The 23,842-nt window shown below is 62.2% G+C and carries 24 protein-coding genes; 9 read left to right on the top strand and 15 right to left on the bottom strand.

Annotated features, from left to right (window positions below; translation table 11 throughout):
* Positions 1 to 96: 96 nt before the first annotated feature.
* The gene (locus ACYVNQ_RS06610; protein WP_460901667.1) at positions 97 to 942 is read right to left on the bottom strand and encodes a 23S rRNA (adenine(2030)-N(6))-methyltransferase RlmJ; all 846 of its coding nucleotides are present in this window, start codon (positions 940 to 942) and stop codon (positions 97 to 99) included.
* 202 nt (positions 943 to 1,144) lie between these two features.
* A complete protein-coding gene (locus ACYVNQ_RS06605) occupies positions 1,145 to 2,116 on the bottom strand; it encodes a potassium channel beta subunit family protein (RefSeq protein ID WP_460901633.1) in 972 nt (323 codons plus the stop codon).
* Between the two features lie 212 nt (positions 2,117 to 2,328).
* Between ACYVNQ_RS06605 and ACYVNQ_RS06600 the strand changes: the two genes are divergently transcribed.
* Complete coding sequence (locus tag ACYVNQ_RS06600) at positions 2,329 to 3,126, top strand: 3-hydroxybutyrate dehydrogenase (protein ID WP_460901630.1); 798 nt, start codon at positions 2,329 to 2,331, stop codon at positions 3,124 to 3,126.
* Between the two features lie 171 nt (positions 3,127 to 3,297).
* On the top strand, positions 3,298 to 4,491 hold the full coding sequence (locus tag ACYVNQ_RS06595) for a DUF3734 domain-containing protein (protein ID WP_460901665.1): 1,194 nt from the start codon (positions 3,298 to 3,300) through the stop codon (positions 4,489 to 4,491).
* A 260-nt stretch (positions 4,492 to 4,751) separates the two neighbouring features.
* Here ACYVNQ_RS06595 and ACYVNQ_RS06590 read toward each other — a convergent pair whose 3' ends face one another.
* Positions 4,752 to 5,951, bottom strand: coding sequence for an amino acid aminotransferase (locus tag ACYVNQ_RS06590; protein WP_460901628.1), 1,200 nt, complete (start codon positions 5,949 to 5,951; stop codon positions 4,752 to 4,754).
* 411 nt (positions 5,952 to 6,362) lie between these two features.
* Here ACYVNQ_RS06590 and uvrB point away from each other — a divergent pair, with 411 nt between their 5' ends.
* The 6 genes from uvrB (at position 6,363) to ACYVNQ_RS06560 (ending at position 12,576) form a co-directional block, all read left to right on the top strand.
* On the top strand, positions 6,363 to 8,456 hold the full coding sequence (uvrB, locus tag ACYVNQ_RS06585; protein ID WP_460901626.1) for an excinuclease ABC subunit UvrB: 2,094 nt from the start codon (positions 6,363 to 6,365) through the stop codon (positions 8,454 to 8,456).
* Between the two features lie 296 nt (positions 8,457 to 8,752).
* Entirely contained in the window at positions 8,753 to 9,301 is a 549-nt protein-coding gene (locus ACYVNQ_RS06580; RefSeq protein ID WP_460901624.1) for an iron transporter, read from the top strand.
* Positions 9,302 to 9,436: 135 nt separating this feature from the next.
* Positions 9,437 to 9,787, top strand: a complete 351-nt coding sequence (locus ACYVNQ_RS06575) for a cupredoxin domain-containing protein (RefSeq protein ID WP_460901622.1) — start codon at positions 9,437 to 9,439, stop codon at positions 9,785 to 9,787.
* A 91-nt stretch (positions 9,788 to 9,878) separates the two neighbouring features.
* Positions 9,879 to 10,724 carry an FTR1 family iron permease gene (locus tag ACYVNQ_RS06570; protein ID WP_460901620.1) on the top strand — a complete coding sequence of 282 codons (846 nt, stop codon included), beginning with the start codon at positions 9,879 to 9,881 and terminating at the stop codon, positions 10,722 to 10,724.
* Positions 10,721 to 12,127 carry a 4Fe-4S binding protein gene (locus ACYVNQ_RS06565; RefSeq protein WP_460901618.1) on the top strand — a complete coding sequence of 469 codons (1,407 nt, stop codon included), beginning with the start codon at positions 10,721 to 10,723 and terminating at the stop codon, positions 12,125 to 12,127. The genes ACYVNQ_RS06570 and ACYVNQ_RS06565 overlap by 4 nt, the downstream gene beginning before the upstream one ends.
* 32 nt (positions 12,128 to 12,159) lie before the next feature.
* Positions 12,160 to 12,576 (top strand): GlcG/HbpS family heme-binding protein, encoded by a 417-nt coding sequence (locus ACYVNQ_RS06560; protein WP_460901616.1) that lies wholly within the window; start codon positions 12,160 to 12,162, stop codon positions 12,574 to 12,576.
* Between the two features lie 298 nt (positions 12,577 to 12,874).
* On the opposite strand, the gene hemP is transcribed toward ACYVNQ_RS06560, so the two are convergent.
* The 4 genes from hemP to ACYVNQ_RS06540 all read right to left on the bottom strand — a co-directional run bounded on the left by hemP (position 12,875) and on the right by ACYVNQ_RS06540 (position 15,288).
* Positions 12,875 to 13,156: a hemin uptake protein HemP gene (hemP, locus tag ACYVNQ_RS06555; protein ID WP_460901614.1), complete on the bottom strand. Its 282-nt coding sequence runs from the start codon at positions 13,154 to 13,156 to the stop codon at positions 12,875 to 12,877.
* A gap of 165 nt (positions 13,157 to 13,321) precedes the next feature.
* Entirely contained in the window at positions 13,322 to 13,819 is a 498-nt protein-coding gene (locus ACYVNQ_RS06550) for an SRPBCC family protein (protein WP_460901612.1), read from the bottom strand.
* A gap of 89 nt (positions 13,820 to 13,908) precedes the next feature.
* Complete coding sequence (locus ACYVNQ_RS06545; protein ID WP_460901610.1) at positions 13,909 to 14,307, bottom strand: OsmC family protein; 399 nt, start codon at positions 14,305 to 14,307, stop codon at positions 13,909 to 13,911.
* A 108-nt stretch (positions 14,308 to 14,415) separates the two neighbouring features.
* On the bottom strand, positions 14,416 to 15,288 hold the full coding sequence (locus ACYVNQ_RS06540; RefSeq protein WP_460901608.1) for a pirin family protein: 873 nt from the start codon (positions 15,286 to 15,288) through the stop codon (positions 14,416 to 14,418).
* Positions 15,289 to 15,410: 122 nt separating this feature from the next.
* Between ACYVNQ_RS06540 and ACYVNQ_RS06535 the strand changes: the two genes are divergently transcribed.
* Positions 15,411 to 16,409, top strand: coding sequence for a LysR family transcriptional regulator (locus ACYVNQ_RS06535; RefSeq protein ID WP_460901605.1), 999 nt, complete (start codon positions 15,411 to 15,413; stop codon positions 16,407 to 16,409).
* Between the two features lie 416 nt (positions 16,410 to 16,825).
* Here ACYVNQ_RS06535 and ACYVNQ_RS06530 read toward each other — a convergent pair whose 3' ends face one another.
* From ACYVNQ_RS06530 to ACYVNQ_RS06495, 8 genes are all read right to left on the bottom strand, one after another.
* Entirely contained in the window at positions 16,826 to 17,242 is a 417-nt protein-coding gene (locus ACYVNQ_RS06530; RefSeq protein ID WP_460901603.1) for an ExbD/TolR family protein, read from the bottom strand.
* Between the two features lie 16 nt (positions 17,243 to 17,258).
* Positions 17,259 to 18,017 carry a MotA/TolQ/ExbB proton channel family protein gene (locus ACYVNQ_RS06525; protein ID WP_460901601.1) on the bottom strand — a complete coding sequence of 253 codons (759 nt, stop codon included), beginning with the start codon at positions 18,015 to 18,017 and terminating at the stop codon, positions 17,259 to 17,261.
* A gap of 45 nt (positions 18,018 to 18,062) precedes the next feature.
* Positions 18,063 to 18,800, bottom strand: a complete 738-nt coding sequence (locus tag ACYVNQ_RS06520) for an energy transducer TonB (protein ID WP_460901599.1) — start codon at positions 18,798 to 18,800, stop codon at positions 18,063 to 18,065.
* A 225-nt stretch (positions 18,801 to 19,025) separates the two neighbouring features.
* On the bottom strand, positions 19,026 to 19,262 hold the full coding sequence (locus tag ACYVNQ_RS06515) for a (2Fe-2S)-binding protein (protein WP_460901597.1): 237 nt from the start codon (positions 19,260 to 19,262) through the stop codon (positions 19,026 to 19,028).
* A 333-nt stretch (positions 19,263 to 19,595) separates the two neighbouring features.
* Positions 19,596 to 20,510 (bottom strand): glutamate racemase, encoded by a 915-nt coding sequence (murI, locus tag ACYVNQ_RS06510; protein WP_460901595.1) that lies wholly within the window; start codon positions 20,508 to 20,510, stop codon positions 19,596 to 19,598.
* 171 nt (positions 20,511 to 20,681) lie between these two features.
* Positions 20,682 to 21,161, bottom strand: coding sequence for a bacterioferritin (gene bfr / locus ACYVNQ_RS06505; RefSeq protein ID WP_460901593.1), 480 nt, complete (start codon positions 21,159 to 21,161; stop codon positions 20,682 to 20,684).
* A gap of 210 nt (positions 21,162 to 21,371) precedes the next feature.
* Positions 21,372 to 22,895 (bottom strand): fumarate hydratase, encoded by a 1,524-nt coding sequence (locus tag ACYVNQ_RS06500; protein WP_460901591.1) that lies wholly within the window; start codon positions 22,893 to 22,895, stop codon positions 21,372 to 21,374.
* A gap of 80 nt (positions 22,896 to 22,975) precedes the next feature.
* The gene (locus ACYVNQ_RS06495; protein ID WP_460901589.1) at positions 22,976 to 23,605 is read right to left on the bottom strand and encodes a TIGR00645 family protein; all 630 of its coding nucleotides are present in this window, start codon (positions 23,603 to 23,605) and stop codon (positions 22,976 to 22,978) included.
* Positions 23,606 to 23,842: the final 237 nt, after the last annotated feature.

Below are 23,842 nucleotides of genomic sequence, written 5' to 3'. Positions count from 1 at the left end.
AATGAAACGGCGTAAGCGGGCGAGTCTGCCTGCGCTGGTGCTCGCGCAGGTTTCCGCCGGCGAGCTGGCGCGTGTGGTGCGTAACCCGCAGGTCGGCTAATCTGCCCGGAATTCCAGCTTGAATTGTGCCGACTTGTCCTGGCCCAACGCCTCGACGAGTTTGGGCATGGCTTCTTTCAACAACGGTGCCAGCGTGTACGGCGGATTCAGAATGAACATGCCGCTGCCGAACAATCCGAAGCCGTCGGTCGGGGGGCCGCTGACCGTCAGTGACACGTGCAGCCAGTTCTTGTCCTGCAAGCGCTTCAGCTGATCGGGAAAGCGTTGCGATTCCAGACGGGTGACCTGCGGATACCACACGGCGTAGGTACCGGTCGCAAACCGCTTCAGGCCTTCTTCGATGCAGTTCAGTGTGCGGGAGTAGTCGCGTTTGTCTTCATACGACGGGTCGATCAGGACTAGCGCGCGACGGGGAGCCGGCGGCAGCAGTGTCTTCAGACCATCGAGGCCGTCACCTTCAAACAGCATTGCGCGCCGGCCGGCGTCGCGAAAATTGTGGCGCAGCACTTCGATTTCGGTGCTATGCAGTTCGAACAGACGCACGCGGTCCTGTTCGCGCATCAGCCGCCAGGCGAGATAAGGAGAGCCTGGGTAGTAGCGCAGCTCTCCACCAGGATTGACCGCAGACACTTCTGCCACGTAGTCGGCCAGCAGCGGCGGCAGGTCCTTGCGCTGCCACAGCTTCACAATGCCGCTGGCGGATTCGCCGGTTTTCGCCGCGTAGCCTTCCTGCAGCGCGTACACGCCGGCGCCTGCATGCGTATCGATGTACCAGTAGGCCTTGTCTTTCTGACCGAGGTAGCGCAGCAGCTGCACCAGTACGGCATGTTTGAGAACGTCGGCGTGGTTGCCTGCGTGGAAGGCGTGTCGGTAGCTGAGCATGGTGGCCTCCGGGGCTGGTGAGAGCACGTGCCGGCCGTTGCGACCGGTAACGCAGGTAGGCCGCGCGGCCAGTTGCGGCAACGCGGGCGCGTATTGTAGTACGCGCTGCCGCGTTGCGGTCCGAGGTTATCACCGGATGCGCGTTGCTACTGTGTGATCGCTACATACCACAGACTCGCGCGGTGCCACGCAGGCGTACATATCAGTTGAACGAGTCGCCAACGATCTGTTCGATCTGCTCTTTGATTTCCGGCGTGATCTTCGCAGCGACCTCGAGTGCTTTCATGTTCTCGCCGATCTGTTCGACGCGGGACGCGCCGGTAATCACGGTGCTCACGTTCGGATTCTGCAGGATCCACGCGATTGCAAGTTGCGCAAGCGTGCACCCGAGCTCGTCGGCCACGCGGCCAAGCTGCGCGACGACGTTGTTCTTCTCCGTATCCGTCAGCGCCTGGCGCAACCAGTCATAGCCTTGCAGTTCGGCGCGGCTGCCGGCCGGCACGCCGTTGCGATACTTGCCCGTCAACAGGCCCGAGGCCAACGGACTCCACGTGGTCAGGCCGAGCCCGATGTCTTCGTACAGGCGGCTGTATTCCTGCTCGACACGCTTGCGCCAGAACAGGTTGTATTGCGGTTGCTCCATGACCGGCTTGTGAAGATGATGCCGCTCCGCAATTTCGTAAGCCGCGCGGATCTCGTCGGCGCTCCATTCCGACGTTCCCCAATACAACGCCTTGCCGCGCGCGATCATGTCGCTCATCGCCCATACGGTTTCTTCGATCGGCGTGTTCGGATCCGGGCGATGGCAGAACACCAGATCGGCATAGTCGAGCTGCAAACGCTTGAGCGACGTGTCGATGGCGTTCAGCAGATATTTGCGGTTCAGCGTGTGGTATTGGTTCGGCGCTTCGTTGAGGCCCCAGTAGAATTTGGTCGAGACCACATAGCTGATGCGCGGCCACGCCAGTTCCTTGAGCGCGTGACCCATGATTTCTTCGGATTGGCCACTTGCGTAGACTTCGGCATTGTCGAAGAAGTTGACGCCCGCATCGCGTGCTGCGGCGAGGGACTCGCGCGCCGCGCGGCGGTCTACCTGATTGCCGTACGTGACCCAAGAGCCAATGGACAACTCGCTGACTTGCAGGCCTGAACGGCCGAGCCGACGATAGTTCATGCAATTCTCCTTGATGATGTGTGACCGCTCGAAACCGCGTAGCTTAATCCGATTCCGTTTCGCGCGTGATTCGTGCGTCGTGTGTTTGGGTTCATGCACAATAGCAACGTTAGCCGCAGCGCAACATTCGTCCGGATGGCATATGCCATTCGGCTAGCTTCACAGCGCTTGTGCGCCGTGGTTTCATTTCATCTACTGCATGGAGGTTCCGGATGTCGTCATTGAATACGAGTCTGAAAGGCAAAGTCGCGGTCGTGACCGGCGCGGCAAGCGGTATTGGCAAGCAGATCGCGTTGACGCTTTCCGGGGCGGGCGCGGCCGTTGCGATCGCCGACCTGAACCAGCAAGGCGCTAACGCCGTGGCCGACGAGATCAACAAGGCCGGCGGCAAGGCGATCGGCGTGGCCATGGACGTCACCAGCGAAGACGCGGTGAATCAGGGTATCGACAAGGTTGCCGCCGAACTGGGCTCGGTGGATATCCTGATTTCAAATGCCGGCATCCAGATCGTTAATCCAATCGAGAACTATGCTTTCTCCGACTGGAAGAAGATGCAGGCAATTCACGTCGACGGTGCGTTCCTCACCACCAAAGCAGCGTTGAAGCACATGTACAAGGACGATCGAGGCGGCGTGGTGATCTATATGGGCTCGGTGCATTCGCATGAAGCGTCGCCGTTGAAGTCCGCGTATGTGGCAGCCAAGCACGCCCTGCTGGGTCTGGCGCGCGTGCTCGCGAAGGAAGGCGCGAAGCACAACGTGCGCTCGCACGTTGTCTGTCCGGGTTTCGTGCGCACGCCGCTGGTCGACAAACAGATTCCAGAGCAGGCGAAAGAACTCGGCATCAGCGAAGAAGAGGTCGTCAAGCACGTGATGCTGGGCGGCACAGTGGATGGCGTGTTCACGACCGTCGAAGACGTCGCGCAAACGGTCCTGTTCCTGTCGGCTTTCCCCACCGCCGCGTTGACCGGCCAGTCGTTCATCGTGAGCCACGGCTGGTATATGCAATAAACATGGAGAACGCGGATGGCGCAACGCAACGTCCGTAACGTCAAGCAGGCACGCGCTGGTGGACGCGGCGCGGGTGAAGGTCCGGGTAAGGGTGAAGGTCCGGGTAAGGGCGCAGATCAGGACACAGGTCAAGGCATGGACTTGAGCACCGGCGCGAGTGCCCGTGTCAGCATGGGTGGCGGCAATCACGCGGCCACCCCGGCATCCGTGAGTCCCCGCTTCGATCTGCCGCAATACGAGACGATTGCACTGATGCTGCAAGGCGGTGGTGCGCTCGGTGCGTATCAGGCAGGCGTGTATCAAGGGCTCGACGAAGCCGGCATCCGGCCCAACTGGCTTGCCGGCATTTCGATCGGCGCGTTGAACACTGCGATCATCGCCGGCAACGCGCCCGGACAGCGGGTAGCGAAGCTGCGCGAGTTCTGGGAAACGATCTGCCAGCCGGCCTTCGGGCCGCCGTTGCCACCATTCGTCGAGCAGGCGTTCTTCAACTCCACGGATACGGTGCGCAAGGCGTTCACAGCCATGCAAGCGGTCGGCGCGATCGTCGACGGTCAGAAGGGCTTCTTCGTGCCGCGCTTTCCTCCGCCGCTGCCGGCCGTGTCCGGTCCGCCGCAGGTTGCCAGCTACTACGACACGACCCCGCTCAAGGCAACCCTCGAGCGGCTGTGCGATTTCGATCGCATCAACTCCGGCGAGACACGTGTATCGGTCGGCGCGGTCAACGTGGGCACGGGCAACTTCGCGTACTTCGACAACGCACATCCGAACATGACGCTCAGGCCCGAGCATTTCATGGCTTCCGGGGCGTTGCCGCCAGGCTTCGGCGCGGTCGAGATCGACGGCCAGTATTACTGGGACGGTGGCTTGATGTCGAACACGCCGCTTTACGAGGTCGCTCAGACTTCGCCGCGGCGCGACACGCTGGCGTTCCAGGTGGACCTATGGAGCGCGGTCGGCCCGGTGCCGGATAACATTACCGATGTGCAGGGGCGGATGAAAGACGTGCAGTACTCGAGTCGCACGCGGCTCGTCACGGACATGATGCAGCGCACGCAACGCTTCAGGCACGTATTGCGCGAAGTGCTGGAGCGGGTCGCACCCGAGCATCGCGACGACCCATGGTGCAAGCTGGCCGATGAACTGTCCTGCTCCAAGCGCTACAACATCGTCCACCTGATTTACCGCAACAAGGAATACGAAGGCCACTACAAGGACTATCAGTTCGGCTTGTCGACGATGCGCGAGCACTGGCAAAGCGGTCTGGAAGACATTCGTGCCTCGCTCGCCCAGCCTGGCTGGCTCGATATGCCTGACAACGACTCAGGTTTCGTCACGCATGACATTCACCGCGATGCACGTTGAACACAGGCTTCGGGTCGTGCACCGGCTGGACAACGGCTGTGGCGGCAACGGCCGAAACGACGGGCCAACTGCGCAGCGCGCGCGCGGGACAAAGCAAGACGGTAACGCAGTACAAATCGCAAGAAGCAGCCAACAAGAAACAGCCATAAAAAAGCAGCCATAAAAAAAGCGGCACGATCCAATCGTGCCGCCGCTCTGCATGCCACAGCATGCTTGCTGCAAACCGGACAGCACCCACCGTCCGGCCAGCGTACTCGTGCTTACTTCAAAACCTGTGCAACCGCATTTGCAACCGCATCCAGGTTGCGCATGTTCAGCGCGGCAACGCAGATGCGCCCCGTGCCCACCGCATAGATGCCGAACTCCTCACGCAGACGGTCCACTTGCGGCGCCGTCAACCCGGAGTAAGAGAACATGCCGCGCTGCGCGTTGACGAAGCTGAAGTCGCGCTCCACCCCTGCCGCCTGCAGACGCGCAACGAGACCATGACGCATCGAGCGGATCCGGTCGCGCATTTCGCCCAGTTCCGTTTCCCACATCGCACGCAGTTCCGGCGAACCGAGCACGGCCGCGACAACCGAGCCGCCGTGCGTCGGCGGGTTCGAGTAGTTGGTGCGGATCACACGTTTCAACTGCGACAGCACGCGCGTGGTTTCTTCCTTGCTGTTCGTAATGATCGACAGCGCACCGACGCGTTCGCCGTACAGCGAGAACGACTTCGAGAACGACGACGACACGAACACGTTCAGATCGGATTGCGTGAACAGACGCACCGCGGCCGCGTCAGCATCGATGCCGTCGCCAAAGCCCTGGTACGCGATATCGAGGAACGGCACCAACTGGCGAGCCTTCACCACTTCGACGACCTGGCGCCATTGTTCGGTCGTCAGGTCGACGCCGGTGGGGTTGTGGCAGCAAGCGTGCAGCACGACCACCGTACCCGCCGCGTAGCCATTCAGCGCGCCCAGCATGCCTTCGAAATTGACGCCGTTGGTTTGTGCGTCGTAATACGGGTACGACAAGACTTCGAATCCTGCGCCTTCGAACAGTGCGCGATGGTTTTCCCAGCTCGGATCGCTGATCGCGACTTTCGATGCCGGATTCAGCCGCTTCAAAAAGTCCGCGCCGATTTTCAGCGCGCCGGTGCCGCCCAGAGCCTGCGCCGTAACCACGCGGCCTGCGGCGATCAGCGGCGAATCGTTGCCGAGCAACAGTTGCTGGACCGCTGCGTCGTAAGCGGCAATACCTTCGATTGGCAGGTAGCCGCGCGGCAGCGCTGCTTCGATGCGTGCCTTTTCCGCTTCGCGCACCGCGCGCAGCAACGGAATCTTGCCTTCCTCGTTCGTATAGACGCCCACGCCCAGGTTGACCTTGGTCGGGCGGGTATCGGCGTTGAAGGCTTCGTTCAGGCCCAGAATCGGGTCGCGGGGGGCAAGTTCGACAGCGGCAAAGAGAGACATGATGGTTCGGCAGTAGTGAAAAGGAAGACGGCGACAGGGCGGTTTGCTTGCGTCACGATACCGGCCCGGCTCGGGCCAGTACCGCCCGGAACGGACCAGAATCCGACCCGGTCAGCCAATCGGCACACGCGGCGGCCGACGCTGAGACGGCTAGCGGGTAAGCAGCTCAGCGCGCTGCCGGCCATTCCGGACGAGGGCAAGCGCAACGCGCCATTGTAGCAATCCACGCTCGATTTTCGACACAAATGTGCCATGGGTTGCACAGGCGCGGGCTTAACCGCGGGCATCACCAAGCCACCAAGCCACGAAGCCACGCCACGTATCGGCTTGCCGCCTGTCGGCAGCGCGCTGCGCTCGCCGTCGCACAACCCGCTAAAATAGTCGTTTGCTTCCGGCCAAGGATGCCGTCCCATGTCCGAACATCACCTGCGCGAAGTCAACGACGCGCTCGACGAATCCAGGTTCGTCTCGTTCGAGGGCTCGCCCTTCAGGCTTTATCAGCCCTATCCGCCGGCCGGCGACCAGCCGACGGCGATTGCGACCCTCGTCGAAGGCATCGAAGACGGCCTGTCGTTCCAGACGCTGCTCGGCGTGACCGGTTCCGGCAAGACCTACACGATGGCGAATACGATCGCGCGGCTCGGCCGTCCGGCCATCGTCTTCGCACCGAACAAGACGCTGGCGGCGCAGCTGTACGCCGAGTTCCGCGAGTTTTTTCCGCGCAATGCGGTCGAGTACTTCGTGTCGTACTACGACTACTACCAGCCGGAAGCGTACGTGCCGCAGCGCGACCTGTTTATCGAGAAAGACTCGTCGATCAACGAGCATATCGAGCAGATGCGTCTTTCCGCCACCAAGAGCCTGATGGAGCGGCGCGACGTGGTAATCGTGGCGACCGTCTCGGCAATCTACGGTATCGGCAACCCATCTGAATACCATCAGATGATTCTGACGTTGCGCGCGGGCGATCGGGTCGGCCAGCGCGAAGTGATCGCGCGGCTGATCGCGATGCAGTACTCGCGCAACGAGGCGGATTTCCAGCGCGGCACGTTCCGCGTGCGCGGCGACACGATCGACATATTTCCGGCCGAGCACGCCGAAATGGCGGTGCGCGTCGAGTTGTTCGACGACGAAATCGAGACGCTACAGCTGTTCGACCCGCTGACCGGCCGCGTACGGCAGAAAATTCCGCGCTTCACGGTCTACCCGTCGTCGCACTATGTGACGCCGCGCGAAACCGTGATGCGCGCGGTCGAGACGATCAAGACCGAGTTGCGCGAACGGCTTGAGTTTTTCTACGCCGGCGGCAAGCTGGTCGAGGCGCAGCGGCTCGAGCAGCGCACCCGCTTCGACCTTGAAATGCTGCAGGAACTTGGTTTCTGCAAAGGCATCGAGAACTACTCGCGGCATTTTTCCGGTGCGGCGCCAGGCGAGCCGCCGCCGACGCTGGTCGACTATTTGCCGCCCGACGCGCTGATGCTGCTGGACGAGTCGCACGTGTTGATCGGCCAGCTAAACGGCATGTACAACGGCGACCGCGCGCGTAAGGAGAATCTGGTCGACTACGGCTTCCGCCTGCCGTCCGCGCTCGACAACCGGCCGCTGAAGTTCAACGAGTTCGAGCGCAAGATGCGCCAGGTCGTGTTCGTGTCGGCGACGCCCGCCGACTATGAGAACCGCACCGCGTCGCAGGTAGCCGAGCAGGTCGTGCGGCCCACCGGTCTTGTCGACCCGCAAATCGAAGTGCGCCCGGCGCGCAGCCAGGTCGACGATGTGCTCAGCGAGATCAACGAGCGCGTGACAGCCGGCGACCGGGTGCTGGTCACCGTGCTGACCAAACGAATGGCCGAACAGTTAACCGAGTTCCTCGCCGATCACGGCGTCAAGGTGCGCTATCTGCATAGCGACATCGACACGGTCGAGCGGGTCGAAATCATTCGCGACCTGCGTCTGGGCACCTTCGATGTGCTGGTCGGCATCAACCTGCTGCGCGAGGGCCTCGACATTCCCGAAGTATCGCTGGTGGCTATTCTCGACGCGGACAAGGAAGGTTTTCTGCGTGCCGAGCGTTCACTGATCCAGACGATCGGCCGCGCCGCGCGTAACGTCAACGGCAAAGCGATTCTGTACGCGGACAAGATCACCGACTCGATGCGCCGTGCCATCGACGAAACCGAGCGCCGGCGCGCCAAGCAGATCGCGCACAACGAATTGATGGGCATCGTGCCGCGCGGCGTGGTCAAGCGCATCAAGGACATCATCGACGGTGTCTACAACGTCGACGAAGCGCGCACCGAACTGCGCGAGCAGCAACAGCGCGCGAAGTTCGAGGACATGTCGGAAAAGCAGCTGGCGAAAGAACTGAAGCGTCTCGAAAAACAGATGATGGAACACGCGAAAAATCTCGAATTCGAAAAGGCGGCGCAGGCGCGCGACCAACTGGCGCTATTGCGCGAACGGGTGTTCGGCGCGAACGTCGGCGATCATCTGACCGGTACCGATTGAAGGCGCGAAATGGCGGATGCGAGGCGCGTGCGACCTGACGCCGCACGCATATTCGCAATCGCCGCATGCCGTCTGCGATTCATCTCACAAGCCACCCGTAAACCCCTGTCGTAGCAGGGTTTCGCCCGTGTCCAGGATTTGTTCTGGACGGGGAAGAGTGTTAAACTCCGAACAAGTTTATGAGAATGGTTCGCATTACCGTTCTGTACACGTTTCGCAATCATCCTGAAAGCCGTGCAGCGGTCGTTTCAGCCCGTGGTCGCGGTTGTCTCTCTTAAAAAAACAAAGGAGTTTCGATGCGAGTTTCGTCAGTTTTGCGTGGCGGTGCGGTTGCCGTCGCGGCAGCGTTTGCGCTGTCGGCATCGGCCGCGGAGTACCCGATCGGCAAGCAGCAGATTCAAGGCGGCATGGAAATCGGCGCCGTGTATCTGCAACCGATCACGATGGACCCCGAAGGCATGATGCGCAAGGCATCGGATTCGGATATCCATCTCGAGTCCGACATCCACGCAGTCAAGAACAACCCGACCGGCTTCGCCGAGGGCGACTGGATGCCGTACCTGCAGGTGCATTACGAGTTGACGAAAAACGGCTCGAGCTGGTCGCAAAAGGGCGATCTGATGGCGATGGTCGCGAACGACGGTCCGCACTACGGCGACAACGTCAAGCTGTCGGGCCCGGGCAAGTACCACCTGAAGCTGATCGTCGAGCCGCCGATGCAGATGGGCCATATGGCGTTCGGCCGCCACGTCGACAAGGAAACCGGCGTGGGTCCGTGGTTCAAGCCGATCACGCTCGACTACGATTTCACGTTCGCGGGCATCGGCAAGAAGGGCGGTTACTGATCGAAGCTCGTCGGCTGCCGGTAGACTACCGGTCGGCCACTTGCGGCACGCTGCGGAGACCGGCTGCGGACAAGCGGCAGCGGGTGGCGCGCGGTGGACATCGAAGTCTGCGAAGTTGCGACGTGAGGAAGGTGCATGAAATTGAACAGCAAGATCGCGCGTGTGGCGATAGCGGCCGGATTGGCGGTGAGCGTGGCCTGTATCGACGTCGCTCAAGCCGCGGATCTGCCGACGTTCAAGCTGGAAATGAACGACGGCAAGCTCAATCCGGCCCGTATCGAAGTGCCGGCCGGCCAGCGCATCAAGATCGAGGTGCGCAACGTCGGCAAAGGCGCGGCCGAATTCGAGAGCGTCGAGTTGCGCAAGGAGAAAGTGCTGGCGCCGGGCGCCGAGTCGTTCGTCGTGATCGCGCCGCTGTCGCCGGGCGAGTACAAGTTTTTCGACGATTTTCATCAGCAGGCACAGGGTGTGATCGTCGCGAAGTAACGTGCGCGCGTGCGGCGCGCACGGGGGCGATCTGCGGGTCGCGTGAAAATCCAGGGCGCGTGGCGTCCGCTGGAAGCAGTCGGAGGTATCGATGGGTCAGGTGATGTTCGTGGTGTGGCGGGAGAGCGTCGAGGCGCTGCTGGTGGTCGGCATCCTGTATGCATGGCTGAAAAACGGCGACGACAACGCGCGGCGCGGTTTGCCGTATCTGTGGGCCGGCGTCGGGTTGGGCATTCTCGCGGCCATCGCGCTGGGTGCGGCGCTGGTCGGCTTCACCGAGGTGTTGTCCGGCGACGCGCAAGACTACTTCCAGACCGCCATCGTCCTGATTGCCTGCGTACTGATCGTGCAGATGGTGCTGTGGATGAAACAGCACGCACGCACGCTGAAAAAAGACATGGAACAGTCGCTGCAAAAAAGCACGCAGGACGCGAACTGGTGGAGCATCACGGTGCTCGTCGCACTGGCGATCGCGCGCGAAGGCAGCGAGACCGTCATCTTTCTGTACGGCGTCGGCTTCGGGCAGTCGGGGCATGTCGCGGTGAGCCAGATTGCGGCCGCGCTGATCGGCCTCGGGCTCGCGTTCCTGACGTTCTATCTGCTGCAACTGGGCGGCAAGGTTTTTTCATGGCGGCTGTTTTTCCGCGTCACGGAAATCATGCTGCTGTTTCTCGGCGCGGGCCTGTTCGAAGCCGGCGTCGACAAGCTGATCGACAAGGAAGTGCTGCCGACGATCGTCGATCAGGTGTGGAACTCATCGTGGCTGCTCGATGATTCGAGCCCGGTCGGTTCGCTGGTCGCCACGCTGACCGGCTATCGCGCGCATCCGGCGCTGATGAACCTGATCGCTTATGCGGTGTACTGGGCCGTCGTGTTGCTGCTGATGCGTCGTGTCAACCGGCGCCCGGCGCCGCAGACGGCGGGGCGTGCCGCATGAATACCGCAGTAAGCCGACCCGGCAGGCTGGCTGAGGTCGGCCAATGGATGCAGCGCCACGGCGCTGCGATCCGCGGCATTCAGTGGGTGGTGGTCGCGATTTACGCGTTTCTGATTCTGGTGCCGGCGTTCACGCAGCTGCCTGGCGACACCGCGCATCTGTGGAACAACTTGACGCTCGCCGCGCAGTTCGTGTTCTGGGGCATCTGGTGGCCGTTCGTGCTGCTGTCGATGGTGATGCTCGGGCGAGTCTGGTGCGGCGTGCTGTGTCCGGAAGGCGCGCTCGCGGAATTCGCCAGCAAGTATGGCCGCGGCTGGGCGATACCGCGCTGGATGCGCTGGGGCGGCTGGCCATTCGTCGCGTTTGGCATCACCACCATCTACGGCCAGATGGTCAGCGTCTACCAGTATCCGAAGGCGGTGCTGCTGGTGCTCGGCGGGTCGACCTTCGCGGCGATGGTGATCGGCGTGCTGTATGGGCGCGAGAAACGCGTCTGGTGCAAGTACCTGTGCCCCGTCAACGGGGTTTTTGCGCTGCTGGCGCGCCTCGCGCCGTTCCATTACAAGGTCGACGAAGATGCGTGGCGCCGCTCGTACAAAGAGGGCGAACACGGTCATCGCGTGATTCCGATCAACTGCGCGCCGCTATTGCCGCTGCGCAATATGAAGGGCGCCGCGGCCTGCCATATGTGCGGCCGCTGCAGCGGCCATCGCGATGCGATCGCGCTGACGTGGCGGAAGCCCTCGTCGGAAGTCGTCGAACTCGGCGACAAGCAGGCGAGCGGCTGGGATACCGCATTGATCCTGTACGGTCTGCTCGGCATCGCGATCGGCGCGTTCCACTGGACCGCTTCGCCGTGGTTCATCGGCATCAAGCAGTTCCTGGCGACATGGCTGATCGATCGCGACATCACCTGGCCGCTCGAGACCGATAACGTGCCGTGGTTCCTGTTCACGCATTATCCGGAACAGAACGACGTGTTCTCGTGGCTCGACGGCACGATGGTGATCGCCTACATTCTGGTCACGGGGCTCGTGTACGGTACGGTGCTGCTTGCGCTGATGGCCGGCGCGACGCGCGTGCTCGGCCGCTTCAGCATCACGCGGCTGCACCATCTCGCGCAGGCGCTGATTCCGATTGCCGGCACCGGCGTGTTCCTCGGGCTGTCGGCGACCACGCTGTCGCTGCTGCGCGCCGAACATGTGCCGCTCTACTGGGCCTCGGATGTGCGCATCGCGATCCTCGTGATCGCGAATGTGTGGAGTGCGTGGCTCGCGTGGCTCGTGACGCGCCGCTACAGCACGCGGCTTTTCCAGCGTGGGCTCGCGGTGGTATGGTTCATGGCCGCGTTAGCGGTGGTCGATAGCGCGTGGTGGCTGATGTTCTGGGGCTGGGCGCGCTAACGGCGTGTCGAGTAACTGAAAAGAGGCTGCCTGTGAGAACCAAACTTGTCCTGACCGACGAAGACGTGAAGAAAATGGCCGCTGCCGCCGAAGCGCATGCGGCCGCCAACCAGTGGCATGTGACCGTCGCGATCTTCGATGACGGTGGTCATCTGCTGAATCTGCACCGGATGGAAGGTGTTGCGGCGAGCACTGTCGAGATGGCGATCGGCAAGGGCCGCACCGCGTTGCTCGGACGGCGCGAGACCAAGATCTACGAAGACATCATCAAACAAGGGCGTACCGCGTTCCTCAGCGCGCCGCTGGTGGCGATGGTGGAAGGCGGCGTGCCGATCGTCGTCAACGGCGAAGTGGTCGGCTCGATCGGCGTGTCGGGCGTGAAGTCGGAGCAGGACGCGGCGATTGCCCGCGCGGGTATCGCGGCGTTGAGCGAAGCGGGCGCGCAGTAATCGTTGCGTTGCAGGCAGCGAGTAGCGTCAGCGCGTACAACGATACCGCGCGTGCAAGCAGCACAAAAACGAAAGCCGTGTGAATGTCGTCATTCACACGGCCTCGTTTGACAATCACAATGCCCGGCTCCGATCTTTACATGAGCACGCGGCGGCGGGAACCAAAAAAACGGCATGGCTTGCTTCGACGGCTGGCTTGGTGTCTGCACGAAGGGGTCTAGATCTAACGTGCAAGCCGTCGTGGCTGGCTAAAGCCCAACACCTCTCGGAGAGGTGGTCCCCACAATACCCGGTTCTACTACTTGGTCAGAATCAGCTTGCCCAGACGCGTCGCGCGCAACTGGTAGGTTTCCCCGTTGTGCATGATGCTGATATGCGTGCGTCCTTGCAGCAACGTGTCGCTTCGAATCATCCGCTCGCCTGATGCTTCCGATCCGTCCACTGCGCTGTCGCGTTCGGCGACGGGGGCAGTGGAAGACGCGCGCGGCGGTTTGCTGGAACTGCTGGAACGGCTCGTCGTCAGCGCCTGGGTCGCGGGGCGGCGCAGGCTGAGCGTGGAAGGGCGAGTCAGATTAGTCATTCGTTCCATCGGTTTGTCGAGTCGATGGAAGAATTCTAAATGATAACTATTCCTATTCACAAGGAATTGAAATTCATCGGAATGACATTCCGATAGCCGCGAAAAGATGTCTTCAGTAGGCGCGAAGGAAGGCGGCGCCGCGCATTGCCGGCAGCGCCGCAGGATTCAGTGCAACGGCTGGTCGGAAGGGTTCGCGCCGAGCACGTATTGGCGAATCAGCCGCACCGTGTCGATATCCGACTCGCGATACGCCGACTTGACGATCTCCTGGGTCTGCCGTACGTCGCTATCTGGTGCGGTGGCATCGGCGGTGGGCAGCGTGGTCTGATATTCGAAGCGCAGGAATAGCTGAAGCGCGTCCGGCTGCTCGATCGTCATCGTCAGCGAGCCGCCTACGTACGCCGCGGTCGCCATGATGTCGTAACGCACGCTTTGCTTCGACTGCATGGTGACGCGGTCGCGCACCGTCGCGTTACCGAAGTGCAGCTCGCGTTCGAGCGTGCTGTCGGTACGCGACAGGATCGTGCAGCTGTCGAGGCCGAGCACGAACAGCTGCGGCTGCTCGGCGCGCAGCACGAGCCCTTCCCACAGCTGGTCGCGCGTCATGCTTGGCACGAGCGGGTTGGACGGATCGTTGATCTGGATCAGGTGTTCGAAATTCAAAACGACAGCTTCCTGTGAAAGCGCATTAACGCGCTCGACAATTCGATGTGCGCCCGATTGTGCCCGGTTGTGTCCGACTGGCAGCGCGCTCAGGCAACCACCAGCCCCGAGCGAATCGCAATCGGCCGCGACAGGATCTTGTGAACCGGGCACGCATTGGCGATTTGCAACAGCCGTTCCCGCTGCTCGTCGGACAGATTGCCTTCGAGCGCAATCTGGCGATCGATAACCGAACCTTCGTCGCTGGTTTCCATCGACAGCGTCACGCGCACGTCTTCGAGCGGCCAGCCTTTGCGCTGCGCATACATCTTCAGCGTAATCGACGTGCACGCACCGAGGCTGGACAGCAGCAGCCCGATCGGCGTCGGACCGCGATCACCACCACCGAGCGATTCGGGTTCGTCGGCGAGCCACGTATGCGCGCCGTCGTCGAACAGAACCTTGAAATTCGTTGAGCCGATGTGTGCGGTGACCTTGGACTCTGCCATATACGCTCCTGAAGCGGACGGGTTCACCGCGCGGCCAGCTAGCCGCGCGGGCGAACCGCTATTGTGAACGAATTTGCGCGAGAGAGCGCCGCGCGGCGTAGCGACCGTTCAGTGGGTAATCTGGCCCATCCGGCCCGCCTGGTAGTCGATCACGGCCTGACGGATTTCGTCCTCGGTGTTCATCACGAACGGACCGTAACGCACCACCGGTTCGTTCAGCGGCACACCGCCGAACAGCAACACGTCGAGCGGCTCGTCGCCGGCGGCGAGCGTCACGCTATCGCCGTCGTTCGCGAAGACCACCATCTGCCGGGCGGCGATCGCATGCGGATGCGCGCCGTACAAACCGACGCCTGACAATCCGTAAGCGAACACGCGATAGTCGCGCGGCACCGGGTGCTCGATCCGCGCGCCCGGCTGCAGCGTGAAGTGCTGATACAGGATCGGCGTGCGCGTCTCGATGGCCGCCGATACGCCGAGCGCTTCGCCGGCGATCACCTTGACGCGCACCTTGCCATCCGCCGACGTCGCTACCGGAATGTTGGCCGACGGCAGTTCCTGGTAGCGCGGCCCGATCATCTTGTCGCGACGCGGCAGGTTGACCCACAACTGCAGCCCGTGCACGCGGCCGCCGCTCTCCACGAACGACGGATCGGGCAGCTCGCTATGCACGACGCCCGCGCCGGCGGTCATCCACTGCACGTCGCCGGCGCGCAGCGTACCCGAATGACCGGCCGAATCCTTGTGGCCGAACTGGCCTTCGAGTACATAGGTCACGGTTTCGAAGCCGCGGTGCGGATGGTCCGGCGCGCCTTTCGCCTCGCCGGGTGCATAGTCGACCGGACCCATTTCATCGAGCAGCAGGAACGGGTCGAAGTCCATCAACATGCGGGTTGGAAACGGACGGTGGACAATAAAGCCGCCGCCTTCGGTGGTGCGAACGGACGGGTAGGTCCGTTCGATCGTGCGGGTCGAATCCATCAATGTCACCTCGGGAAATGGGGAATAGCATCATTTTTGAAACGTGGGGCTATTATATGGACCGTTTTTGCGCATGCCAGCAGGCGTCGCGCAATGGATTGTTCTACTGGTGAAACGATGACATGAAGATCGATTCGCACAATCTGAACGACCTGATGTATTTTTCACAGGTTGTCGAACACGGCGGATTTTCCGCCGCCGAGCGCGTGCTCGGCATTTCGAAGTCGCGGCTGTCGCGGCGGCTAACCGAACTGGAGGCGTCGCTCGGCGTGCGCCTGCTGCAGCGCTCGACGCGCAAGCTCGCGCTGACCGAAGCCGGTCACCTGTTCTACCAGCACTGTCAGGCGATGCTGTCGGAGGCGCAGGCGGCGGTGAACGTGGTTCAGCAATTGCGTGCGTCGCCGCGCGGTACGGTGCGCGTCAGCGTGCCGGTCACCGTGTCGCAGACGATCCTGTCGCAGATCCTGCCGGAATTCATGCATCGCTACCCGGAAGTGCGCGTGTCGATGCGCGTGACCAATCGTGTGGTCGATCTTTATGAGGATTCGATCGACGTCGCTTTGCGCGTGCGCTCGGAGCCGCCCGAGAGCGCGAATATCGTCGTGCGGCCGCTATGGCGCACCGAGCAGATGCTGGTCGGCGCGCCGAGCCTGTTGAGCCAATACGCGCCGCCGCTGCAACCCGCCGATCTCGACCGCTATGAAACGCTCGACACCCCGACCGGCGACGGCCGTCACGTGTTCCACCTGATCGCGCCGGACGGCACGCGGCACGCGCTCGAGCACGAACCGCGGCTCGTCTCCGGAGATCTCTCGACGATCCGCGAAGCCGCGATGGCCGGGCTCGGCATCGCCGCGCTACCGGAAATGCTGTACGGTGCGGCGCTGCGCTCAGGGCAGCTGTCGCCGGTGATGCCCGGCTGGACCTTGCCGTCGCCGCAACTGTATGCGGTGTTCCTGTCGCGTCTGGGGATGGTGCCGGCGGTGCGTGCGTTCGTCGACTATCTGGTCGAGATGCTCGATCCGGATACCGGCACGCACGTTACGCGCGAATGCCCGACCCGCGATTCATTCGAAGCAGACCACGCGCTCGCGGAGCAGGCGCGTGCCGAAATGCTGTGAACCGCCGACGTTGGCAAGCTGGCACGTGCAGACCCAGCTTCATCCGCATTAACCCGCGTTTGCGTTTAGGCATTTAAGCGCGAGCAGCGATGAGTACTTTCAATGGCGGTTTGCTTGAACACCTGCGCCGCTGGGCTTATATTGAAATCCCTTCGCTAAGGAGGCGTCCGATGCGAAAACTCATGGCCGCTATCATAGTGAGCCTGATAGGGCTGACCGCGCTGTCCGTGTCGATCACGGCTGTCGCATGCGGTGACGGAAGCTACTCGTCGAGTGGAAAATAGTCCCGCCGCCCGAAGGCGCCGAGTGCGCAATGAAAAAGGCCTTCATCTGACGATGAAGGCCTTTTACTTTTTGCGCTGGCGTTTCCGTGCGAAATCGCGACCGCGACACCTGGCCGCGGTCATTCGCTCAAATCAATGCTTCGGCTGGGTGACGAAGCCGATCTTCGTCAGACCGCCGGCCTGCGCAGCGGACATCACATCCGCCACGCGTTCGTAGGCCACCTTGCGGTCCGCACTCAGGTGCAGTTCCGGCTGCGGATTCTGCTGCGCGGCCGCGGCGATTTTGGCTTGCAGTTCGTCGTCGGAAATCTTCTTGTCTTCCCACATCACGTTGCCGGCCGCATCGATCGAAACGGTGACCTGCGACGGCTTCGTGTCTTCCTTCTGGCTGCTCGCGTGCGGCAGATCGATCTTCACGGCGTGGCGAATCACCGGAATGGTCACCATGAAGACGATCAGCAGAACCAGCATGACGTCGACGAGCGGCGTCATGTTGATTTCGTTCATCAGGCCGTCGTCGTCATCGGCGGCGAAAGGGCTCATTGCCATCTGAAAGCCTCGTTACTCAGTTTGCGTTTGCGTGGGCGGCTGCGGGGCGTCGCGCGGTGGCGAGCCGAAGACCGTCTCCGCGTTTCGACGACGACAGGCGTGCGCCCGTCACGAAGAACGCATGGAGCCCGTGTGCAAAGCGGTTCAGCTTGGTGACGATGCCCTTGTTGGCGCGCGTCAGCGCGTTGTAGCCGAGCACGGCGGGGATCGCGACGAACAAACCGAAGGCGGTCATGATCAGCGCCTCGCCAACCGGGCCGGCGACCTGGTCGATCGACGACTGACCGGCAGCGCCGATCGACAGCAATGCGTGATAGATACCCCACACGGTGCCGAACAGGCCGACGAACGGCGCAGTACTGCCGATCGACGCGAGAATCGCGAGACCGCTTTGCATGCGCGCGACGCAATCGTCCATCGTGTCTTTCAGGCAGCGCGTGACCCAGTCGGACACGTCCATACGGTCATGCAGATGCGGCTGCGTCTGATGATGATGATCGGCCGCTTCCTGGCCCGACAGCGCAAGCGCGAGGTAAGGGTTGTCGTGCGGCGACGACTTGCCGCTGCCGAGCTTCTTCATGCCGTCGGCGAAGTCGTCCGAGTGCCAGAACGCGCGCTCGGCGTTCTTGGTCAGACGGCTCAGGCGCATCACGTTCAAACTCTTGACGACGATCACCGTCCACGACAGCACCGACATGATCAGGAGCGCGAGCGCGATCCCGCGCGTCACGAAATCCCCTTGTACCCATACGTGGGCCATACCGTAGTTTTGCATTGCGATTCCTTGTTTTCGAAAACTGCGTCAGCGGTTCAGGTTCGATCAGTCTTTCAGACCGAACTCGAACGGCTGGGTATAGGTTGCGCGAATCGGTTCGCCGTTTTCCAGATACGGCTTGCAGGTGCTCGAGCGCAGCGCGTCCATCGCGGCTTCGTCGAGCCGGTCGGAACCGCTGCTCTTCTTCAGTTCGACATTCTCGATCTTGCCCGTCAGGCCGACCACGAAACGCACGAAAGCGGTCCCGCTTTCACCGCGGCGGCGCGAAAGTGCAGGGTACTCCGGTTCGACGATCTTGCAGTCGAGATGCGAGACGTTCTTGGGCGCTGACAGCGCCAGCGTCGGCTTCGCGGCGGGCGCGGCCGGTGCCGCGGGGGCAGCCGGAGCCGGCGGCGCGGGCGGCGTAGGATCGGCCGCGGGCGCTGCAATCTCGTGCTGCGACGGCGCGGCGGCCTCGGGCAGCGGCGTCGGCGTCGGTTTGGGCGTCGGACGCGGCTGGACCTTGGGCTTGATGTGCTGAACCGGTACCGGCTTGGGAGGAGGCGGCGTCGGCGTCGATTCGATCGCGGCAGGCGCGGCGACCGGCGCGGGCGGGCTGATCAGCTCGGCAGTGATCGTGCGCGGCTCGACCGGCTTGGGCAGCGTCTTGTCGTGCATCGACAGCGCGATCGCAAACAGCACGACGTGCGCCGCGACGACCGCGACGATTGCGGTGGTAAGCCGTGGATTGAACCGCGGACCGTCTGACGGAAAACCGGTCGCAACAGAAGATGGAGCCTGCATGGTTAGCGGAGCAGCGCGCCGTCGAGGCAGCGCGTCGGGCAAATCAACGTCATGTTCGGAATATCAGCAGTGAAATGCACAGCGTGGTTATGAAACCGATCAGCAATTCCATCTTCTACTCCTTGAGGAATCGTGTCGCTGGCTGGGTACGGGTGGCTTGCTGACGGCGAATGAGGCGCGGAAGCTGCCGCGCCAGCAGTGGTTCTGTACGTGTACGTAAGAGTATTACGCAGCTTTGCGTTCGTAAAATGTCACGGGCATAGATTGCGCGTGCGTCTCGACGCCGTAATGGCTTGCGCATACTCCGCTTTGCGCCATCACGTCGCGCACCGACTCCTCGCACTTGCCGCAGCAGATGGCCACGCCGAGCTCGAATTGCAGTTCGTCGAAGGTGTCGATACCTTCGGCAATCGAGGCGCGGATCTTCCGGTCGGACACGGACTTGCAGACGCAGACAATCATGATGGATCGCGATAGCTTTCGTTAATGCGAATTATTATCATTTTGTCGGCGCGGTTTGGCAAGCGCCACGTAGGAATTTTTGTAACAAAACCAGTCCCTTGGCAGGGTTTTCGCTCGCCGGGCGTGGGCTAGCGCACGCCCGTGCGGGCGGCGGCGGGTGGGGGCAACGGGACGGTGAGGCGGGTAAACGGGGCGGGGAAAGCCTGATGATGGGGCCGGGCGTGCCGCTGTCGGCGCTGGTCGGGCGGGGCGCTGTGTCCGGAGAGCGCCCTCTCTACGAGTCAGCGCGGCGCCCGAACGAGCGATGTCGCGCTGCTCTTGCTCCCGCCCCAGTCAGGAAGTGGACGCGGCCTGCGGCTCGGCGGCAGCGGCCGGCATCGATTCGAGTTCGATCGTGCGGCGCGAAGGAATGTGCGCCCGTTCGACGCGGGCATCGACATTAAGTAGGGTTTTTGCAAGCTGCTGCAGATGCGCGCCGTCGTTGGTCGAGTAGAACCGGGGCGCGGCTGCTTCGCTGTGCGGCGGCGCCAGCATGTCCTGCTGCGCCAACACCCGCTGCAACTGGCGCGCAATCGCGACACTGGTATCGATCAGCGCAAGACGGTCGCCGACGATTTCGCGGATGGTCTGGTCAAGAAACGGGTAATGCGTGCAGCCGAGCACCAGCGTATCCGCGCCTTCGTCGAGCATTGGCTGCAGATAGCCTTGCAGCAGCGCGCGCACTTCCGCGGAATCGACATCGCAGCGCTCGACCGCCTGCACGAGCCCGTGCCCCGGCTGGCAGATAAACCGGCACTCGGCCGCATAGCGCTCGTGCAGCGCGAGAAAGCGCGCACTACGCAACGTAACCTGAGTGGCCAGCACGCCGGCGACATGCGTTTTCGATTGCAGCGCTGCCGGCTTGATGCCGGGCTCGACGCCGATCACCGGAATCGGCAACTGCTCGCGGGCCAGCGCGATCGATTGCGCGGTAGCCGTATTGCACGCCACTACCAGTGCCTTCGCCCCTTGCGCGGCGAGCCATGCGCCGATCGCAAGCGTACGGTCGGCGATGAAGTCGTCGTCGCGTTCGCCATAGGGCGCGTAAAGCGAATCGGCGACATACATCAGCGCTTCGTTCGGCAATTCCGCACGCACCGCGCGCAATACCGACAGACCGCCGAGGCCCGAATCGAAGATGCCGACGGGCGCACCCGCCGTAGCCGGCGATGCGGGCACGATGAACGAGTCAGACGACGAAGCGGTCATGGCGTAGCGAAAGCGCTTGGGGGATCGAGATTCGCGCAACGCTTGCCGACGTGTCGCGCGGAGGGCGGTCACGTCGGTAACGATGACATTGCACGAAGGTAACTACAGGAGTAACGGCGGGCAGTGTATCAGGACACGCGGCCGCAACGGAATAGCGGCGCGCGCGGTATGTTACGACTCGATCTCGCCCATGCCCGATTGCTGATAGTTCTGAATCCCGACTTTATCGATCAGATCGAGTTGGGTTTCGAGCCAGTCGATATGCTCTTCGGTGTCTTCGAGAATCGACGTGAAAATCTCGCGCGACACGAAATCACGCACCGTTTCGCAATAGGCGATCGCTTCCTTGCAGGTGCCTTGAGAGATCTGTTCGAGCTTCAGATCGCATTCGAGGATCTCTTTGGTTTCTTCGCCGATCAGCAGCTTATGCAGATCTTGTAGATTGGGCAGGCCATCGAGCATGAAGATGCGTTCGATGAGCTTGTCGGCATGCTTCATTTCGCCGATCGACTCGTCGTACTCGTGCTTGCCGAGTTTTTCGAGGCCCCAATGTTTGTACATCCGTGCGTGCAGGAAGTACTGGTTGATCGCGGTCAGTTCGTTTTTCAACTGCGCGTTCAGATATTCGATGACTTTCTTGTCGCCTTGCATGGGGAGTCCTCTTGGCCGGGGTCGGCAGATTTGAAATTTCCAACAACAATAAACGTCCGATCGGAAAATGCCAAGGACGGATGCTGTTGATGAGAATCGTTCGCGTAATTAATCACTGCGCGCGGTTAAATGCGGACGTAAACCACATTCGCGCGGCTAATAAAAAACCGGGGCACGCAGCCCCGGTTTTCGTCAGATAGCGAACGGGGCTTAAGCGGTTGCGACCGGAATCTTGCCGATCTTCGCCTGCCATTCTTTCGGTCCAGTCTGGTGCACCGAGGTACCGTTCGAATCGACGGCTACGGTCACCGGCATGTCCGCGACATCGAACTCGTAGATCGCTTCCATGCCGAGGTCTTCGAACGCGAGCACCTTCGCGCTGCGGATCGCCTTCGACACGAGATAGGCGGCACCACCCACGGCCATCAGATACGCGGCCTTGTGTTTCTTGATCGCCTCGATCGCTACCGGCCCGCGTTCGGCCTTGCCGATCATCGAGATCAGGCCGGTCTGCGCAAGCATCATATCGGTGAACGAATCCATCCGCGTCGACGTGGTCGGGCCTGCCGGACCCACCGCTTCGTCGCGCACCGGATCGACCGGGCCGACGTAATAGATCACACGGTTCGTGAAGTCGACCGGCAGCTTCTCGCCCTTCGCGAGCATATCGGCGATGCGCTTGTGTGCGGCGTCGCGGCCCGTCAACATCTTGCCGCTCAACAACAGCGTCTGGCCCGGCTTCCAGCTGGCCACTTCGGCAGGCGTCAGCGTGTTCAGATCGACGCGCTTGCTGGTTTCGGTGTTCGCGGTCCACTGCACCTTCGGCCATGCATCGAGCGACGGCGCTTCGAGCTTCGCCACCCCCGAGCCGTCGAGCGTGAAGTGCGCATGGCGCGTGGCCGCGCAGTTCGGGATGATCGCGATCGGCTTGCTGGCGGCATGCGTCGGCGCGGCCATGATCTTCACGTCGAGCACCGTGGCCAGGCCGCCGAGACCTTGCGCACCGATGCCGAGCGCATTGACCTTCTCATGCAGTTCGACGCGCAGTTCCTCGATCCAGTCGCGCGGGCCGCGCGCGATGACGTCCTGGATGTCGATCGAATCCATCAGCGATTCCTTAGCCATCACCATCGCTTTCTCTGCGGTGCCGCCGATGCCGATGCCGAGCATGCCCGGCGGGCACCAGCCGGCGCCCATCAGCGGCACGGTCTTCAGCACCCAGTCGACGATCGAATCGGACGGGTTCAGCATCGCGAACTTCGACTTGTTCTCCGAGCCGCCGCCCTTCGCCGCGACCTGCACGTCGACCTTGTCGCCCGGCACGATCTCGTAGTGGATCACGGCCGGTGTGTTGTCTTTCGTATTCTTGCGCGCGCCTTCCGGCGGGCTCACGATCGACGCGCGCAGCACGTTGTCCGGGTGCATGTAACCGCGGCGCACGCCTTCGTTGATCATGTCGGTGACGCCCATCGTGGCGCCATCCCAACGCACGTCCATGCCGATCTTGACGAACACGGTGACGATGCCGGTGTCCTGGCAGATCGGCCGGTGGCCTTCGGCGCACATGCGGCTGTTGGTCAGGATCTGCGCGATCGCATCTTTTGCGGCCGGGCTCTGCTCGAGCTCATAGGCACGGCCGAGCGCCTGAATGTAATCGAGCGGATGGTAGTAGCTGATGTGCTGCAGCGAATCGGCGATGCTTTGAATCAGGTCTTCCTGTTTGATGACGGTCATGGCTAGCTCAGTGGGGACTTCGGGAATTCTTTTATCGTGAAGCGTGCAACGTAAAACGTGAAACGCGAGCGCTGCGCGTTTCACTCAGGGGTGTTCAGCGCAGCGGGACCCGGGCGCCGTTCGGCTCGCCGTTCTTCAGGTTCGTGGAAATGTTCGGGGTGCGTATGCGTGGTGAGGCGATCGACCAGCGCCATCGTCACGGCCGACACGAGGAAAGCGACATGGATGATCACCTGCCACAAGATCGCATGCTCGCTGCGCTGGTCCGGATCGATGAAGGTTTTCAGCAGATGGATCGACGAGATGCTGATCAGCGCCATCGACAGCTTGACCTTCAGCACGCCGGCATTCACGTGGTCTAGCCATTCGGGCTCGTCCGGGTGACCTTCGACGCCGAGCCGCGACACGAAGGTCTCATACCCACCGACGATCACCATGATCAGCAGATTCGAGATCATCACCACGTCGATCAGGCTCAGCACGACCAGCATCACGCTGGTTTCGTTCAAGGTCATTGCGGACGTGACGAGGTGCCAGACTTCCTTCAGGAACAGCACCACATAGACTGCTTGCGCGACGATCAGGCCGAGGTACAGCGGCACCTGCAGCCAGCGGCTCATGAAGATGACGGCCGGCAGCGGGCGCATTCTGCGGCGCGGCTGGCTATCTGCCGGATTCGCTGGATTGGGATTGCGTTTCGAAACGGACATAGGCGCTCAGGGTCGCAGAAGAGGGCGGCGGATGCGGACGGTTCGCAATGGGTTCAGGTGCTTGCGCTGCTTCGTGGGGCTTCGCTGCACGCAACGCGGATGCGCTTTGCTGCGGGCGCAACATTGTACCGCGACCGGCAGGCTGCGCAGCGTCGCGGCTTACCACTGGCATTCATCTGCACTCAGGCATGGCACAAGCGGGCGGGATGCCGCTTGCTGTGTGGCGCAGTGTGGGAG

Source organism: Paraburkholderia jirisanensis (genome assembly GCF_054782355.1).
Note: the sequence above shows the minus strand (reverse complement) of the source record. Positions and strands in the feature narration are given on the sequence as shown.

Excerpts from the sequence above, each read along its gene's own strand:
- ACYVNQ_RS06525 (WP_460901601.1), bottom strand. The coding sequence starts at position 18,017 with ATGCAAAACTACGGTATGGCCCACGTATGGGTACAAGGGGATTTCGTG.
- bfr (WP_460901593.1), bottom strand. The coding sequence starts at position 21,161 with ATGCAAGGCGACAAGAAAGTCATCGAATATCTGAACGCGCAGTTGAAA.
- ACYVNQ_RS06540 (WP_460901608.1), bottom strand. The coding sequence starts at position 15,288 with ATGGATTCGACCCGCACGATCGAACGGACCTACCCGTCCGTTCGCACC.
- ACYVNQ_RS06575 (WP_460901622.1), top strand. The coding sequence starts at position 9,437 with ATGAAATTGAACAGCAAGATCGCGCGTGTGGCGATAGCGGCCGGATTG.
- ACYVNQ_RS06495 (WP_460901589.1), bottom strand. The coding sequence starts at position 23,605 with ATGTCCGTTTCGAAACGCAATCCCAATCCAGCGAATCCGGCAGATAGC.
- hemP (WP_460901614.1), bottom strand. The coding sequence starts at position 13,156 with ATGACTAATCTGACTCGCCCTTCCACGCTCAGCCTGCGCCGCCCCGCG.
- ACYVNQ_RS06590 (WP_460901628.1), bottom strand. The coding sequence starts at position 5,951 with ATGTCTCTCTTTGCCGCTGTCGAACTTGCCCCCCGCGACCCGATTCTG.
- ACYVNQ_RS06530 (WP_460901603.1), bottom strand. The coding sequence starts at position 17,242 with ATGGCAATGAGCCCTTTCGCCGCCGATGACGACGACGGCCTGATGAAC.
- ACYVNQ_RS06570 (WP_460901620.1), top strand. The coding sequence starts at position 9,879 with ATGGGTCAGGTGATGTTCGTGGTGTGGCGGGAGAGCGTCGAGGCGCTG.
- murI (WP_460901595.1), bottom strand. The coding sequence starts at position 20,510 with ATGACCGCTTCGTCGTCTGACTCGTTCATCGTGCCCGCATCGCCGGCT.
- uvrB (WP_460901626.1), top strand. The coding sequence starts at position 6,363 with ATGTCCGAACATCACCTGCGCGAAGTCAACGACGCGCTCGACGAATCC.
- ACYVNQ_RS06610 (WP_460901667.1), bottom strand. The coding sequence starts at position 942 with ATGCTCAGCTACCGACACGCCTTCCACGCAGGCAACCACGCCGACGTT.
- ACYVNQ_RS06580 (WP_460901624.1), top strand. The coding sequence starts at position 8,753 with ATGCGAGTTTCGTCAGTTTTGCGTGGCGGTGCGGTTGCCGTCGCGGCA.
- ACYVNQ_RS06520 (WP_460901599.1), bottom strand. The coding sequence starts at position 18,800 with ATGCAGGCTCCATCTTCTGTTGCGACCGGTTTTCCGTCAGACGGTCCG.
- ACYVNQ_RS06600 (WP_460901630.1), top strand. The coding sequence starts at position 2,329 with ATGTCGTCATTGAATACGAGTCTGAAAGGCAAAGTCGCGGTCGTGACC.
- ACYVNQ_RS06545 (WP_460901610.1), bottom strand. The coding sequence starts at position 14,307 with ATGGCAGAGTCCAAGGTCACCGCACACATCGGCTCAACGAATTTCAAG.
- ACYVNQ_RS06565 (WP_460901618.1), top strand. The coding sequence starts at position 10,721 with ATGAATACCGCAGTAAGCCGACCCGGCAGGCTGGCTGAGGTCGGCCAA.
- ACYVNQ_RS06595 (WP_460901665.1), top strand. The coding sequence starts at position 3,298 with ATGGGTGGCGGCAATCACGCGGCCACCCCGGCATCCGTGAGTCCCCGC.
- ACYVNQ_RS06500 (WP_460901591.1), bottom strand. The coding sequence starts at position 22,895 with ATGACCGTCATCAAACAGGAAGACCTGATTCAAAGCATCGCCGATTCG.
- ACYVNQ_RS06605 (WP_460901633.1), bottom strand. The coding sequence starts at position 2,116 with ATGAACTATCGTCGGCTCGGCCGTTCAGGCCTGCAAGTCAGCGAGTTG.
- ACYVNQ_RS06515 (WP_460901597.1), bottom strand. The coding sequence starts at position 19,262 with ATGATTGTCTGCGTCTGCAAGTCCGTGTCCGACCGGAAGATCCGCGCC.
- ACYVNQ_RS06535 (WP_460901605.1), top strand. The coding sequence starts at position 15,411 with ATGAAGATCGATTCGCACAATCTGAACGACCTGATGTATTTTTCACAG.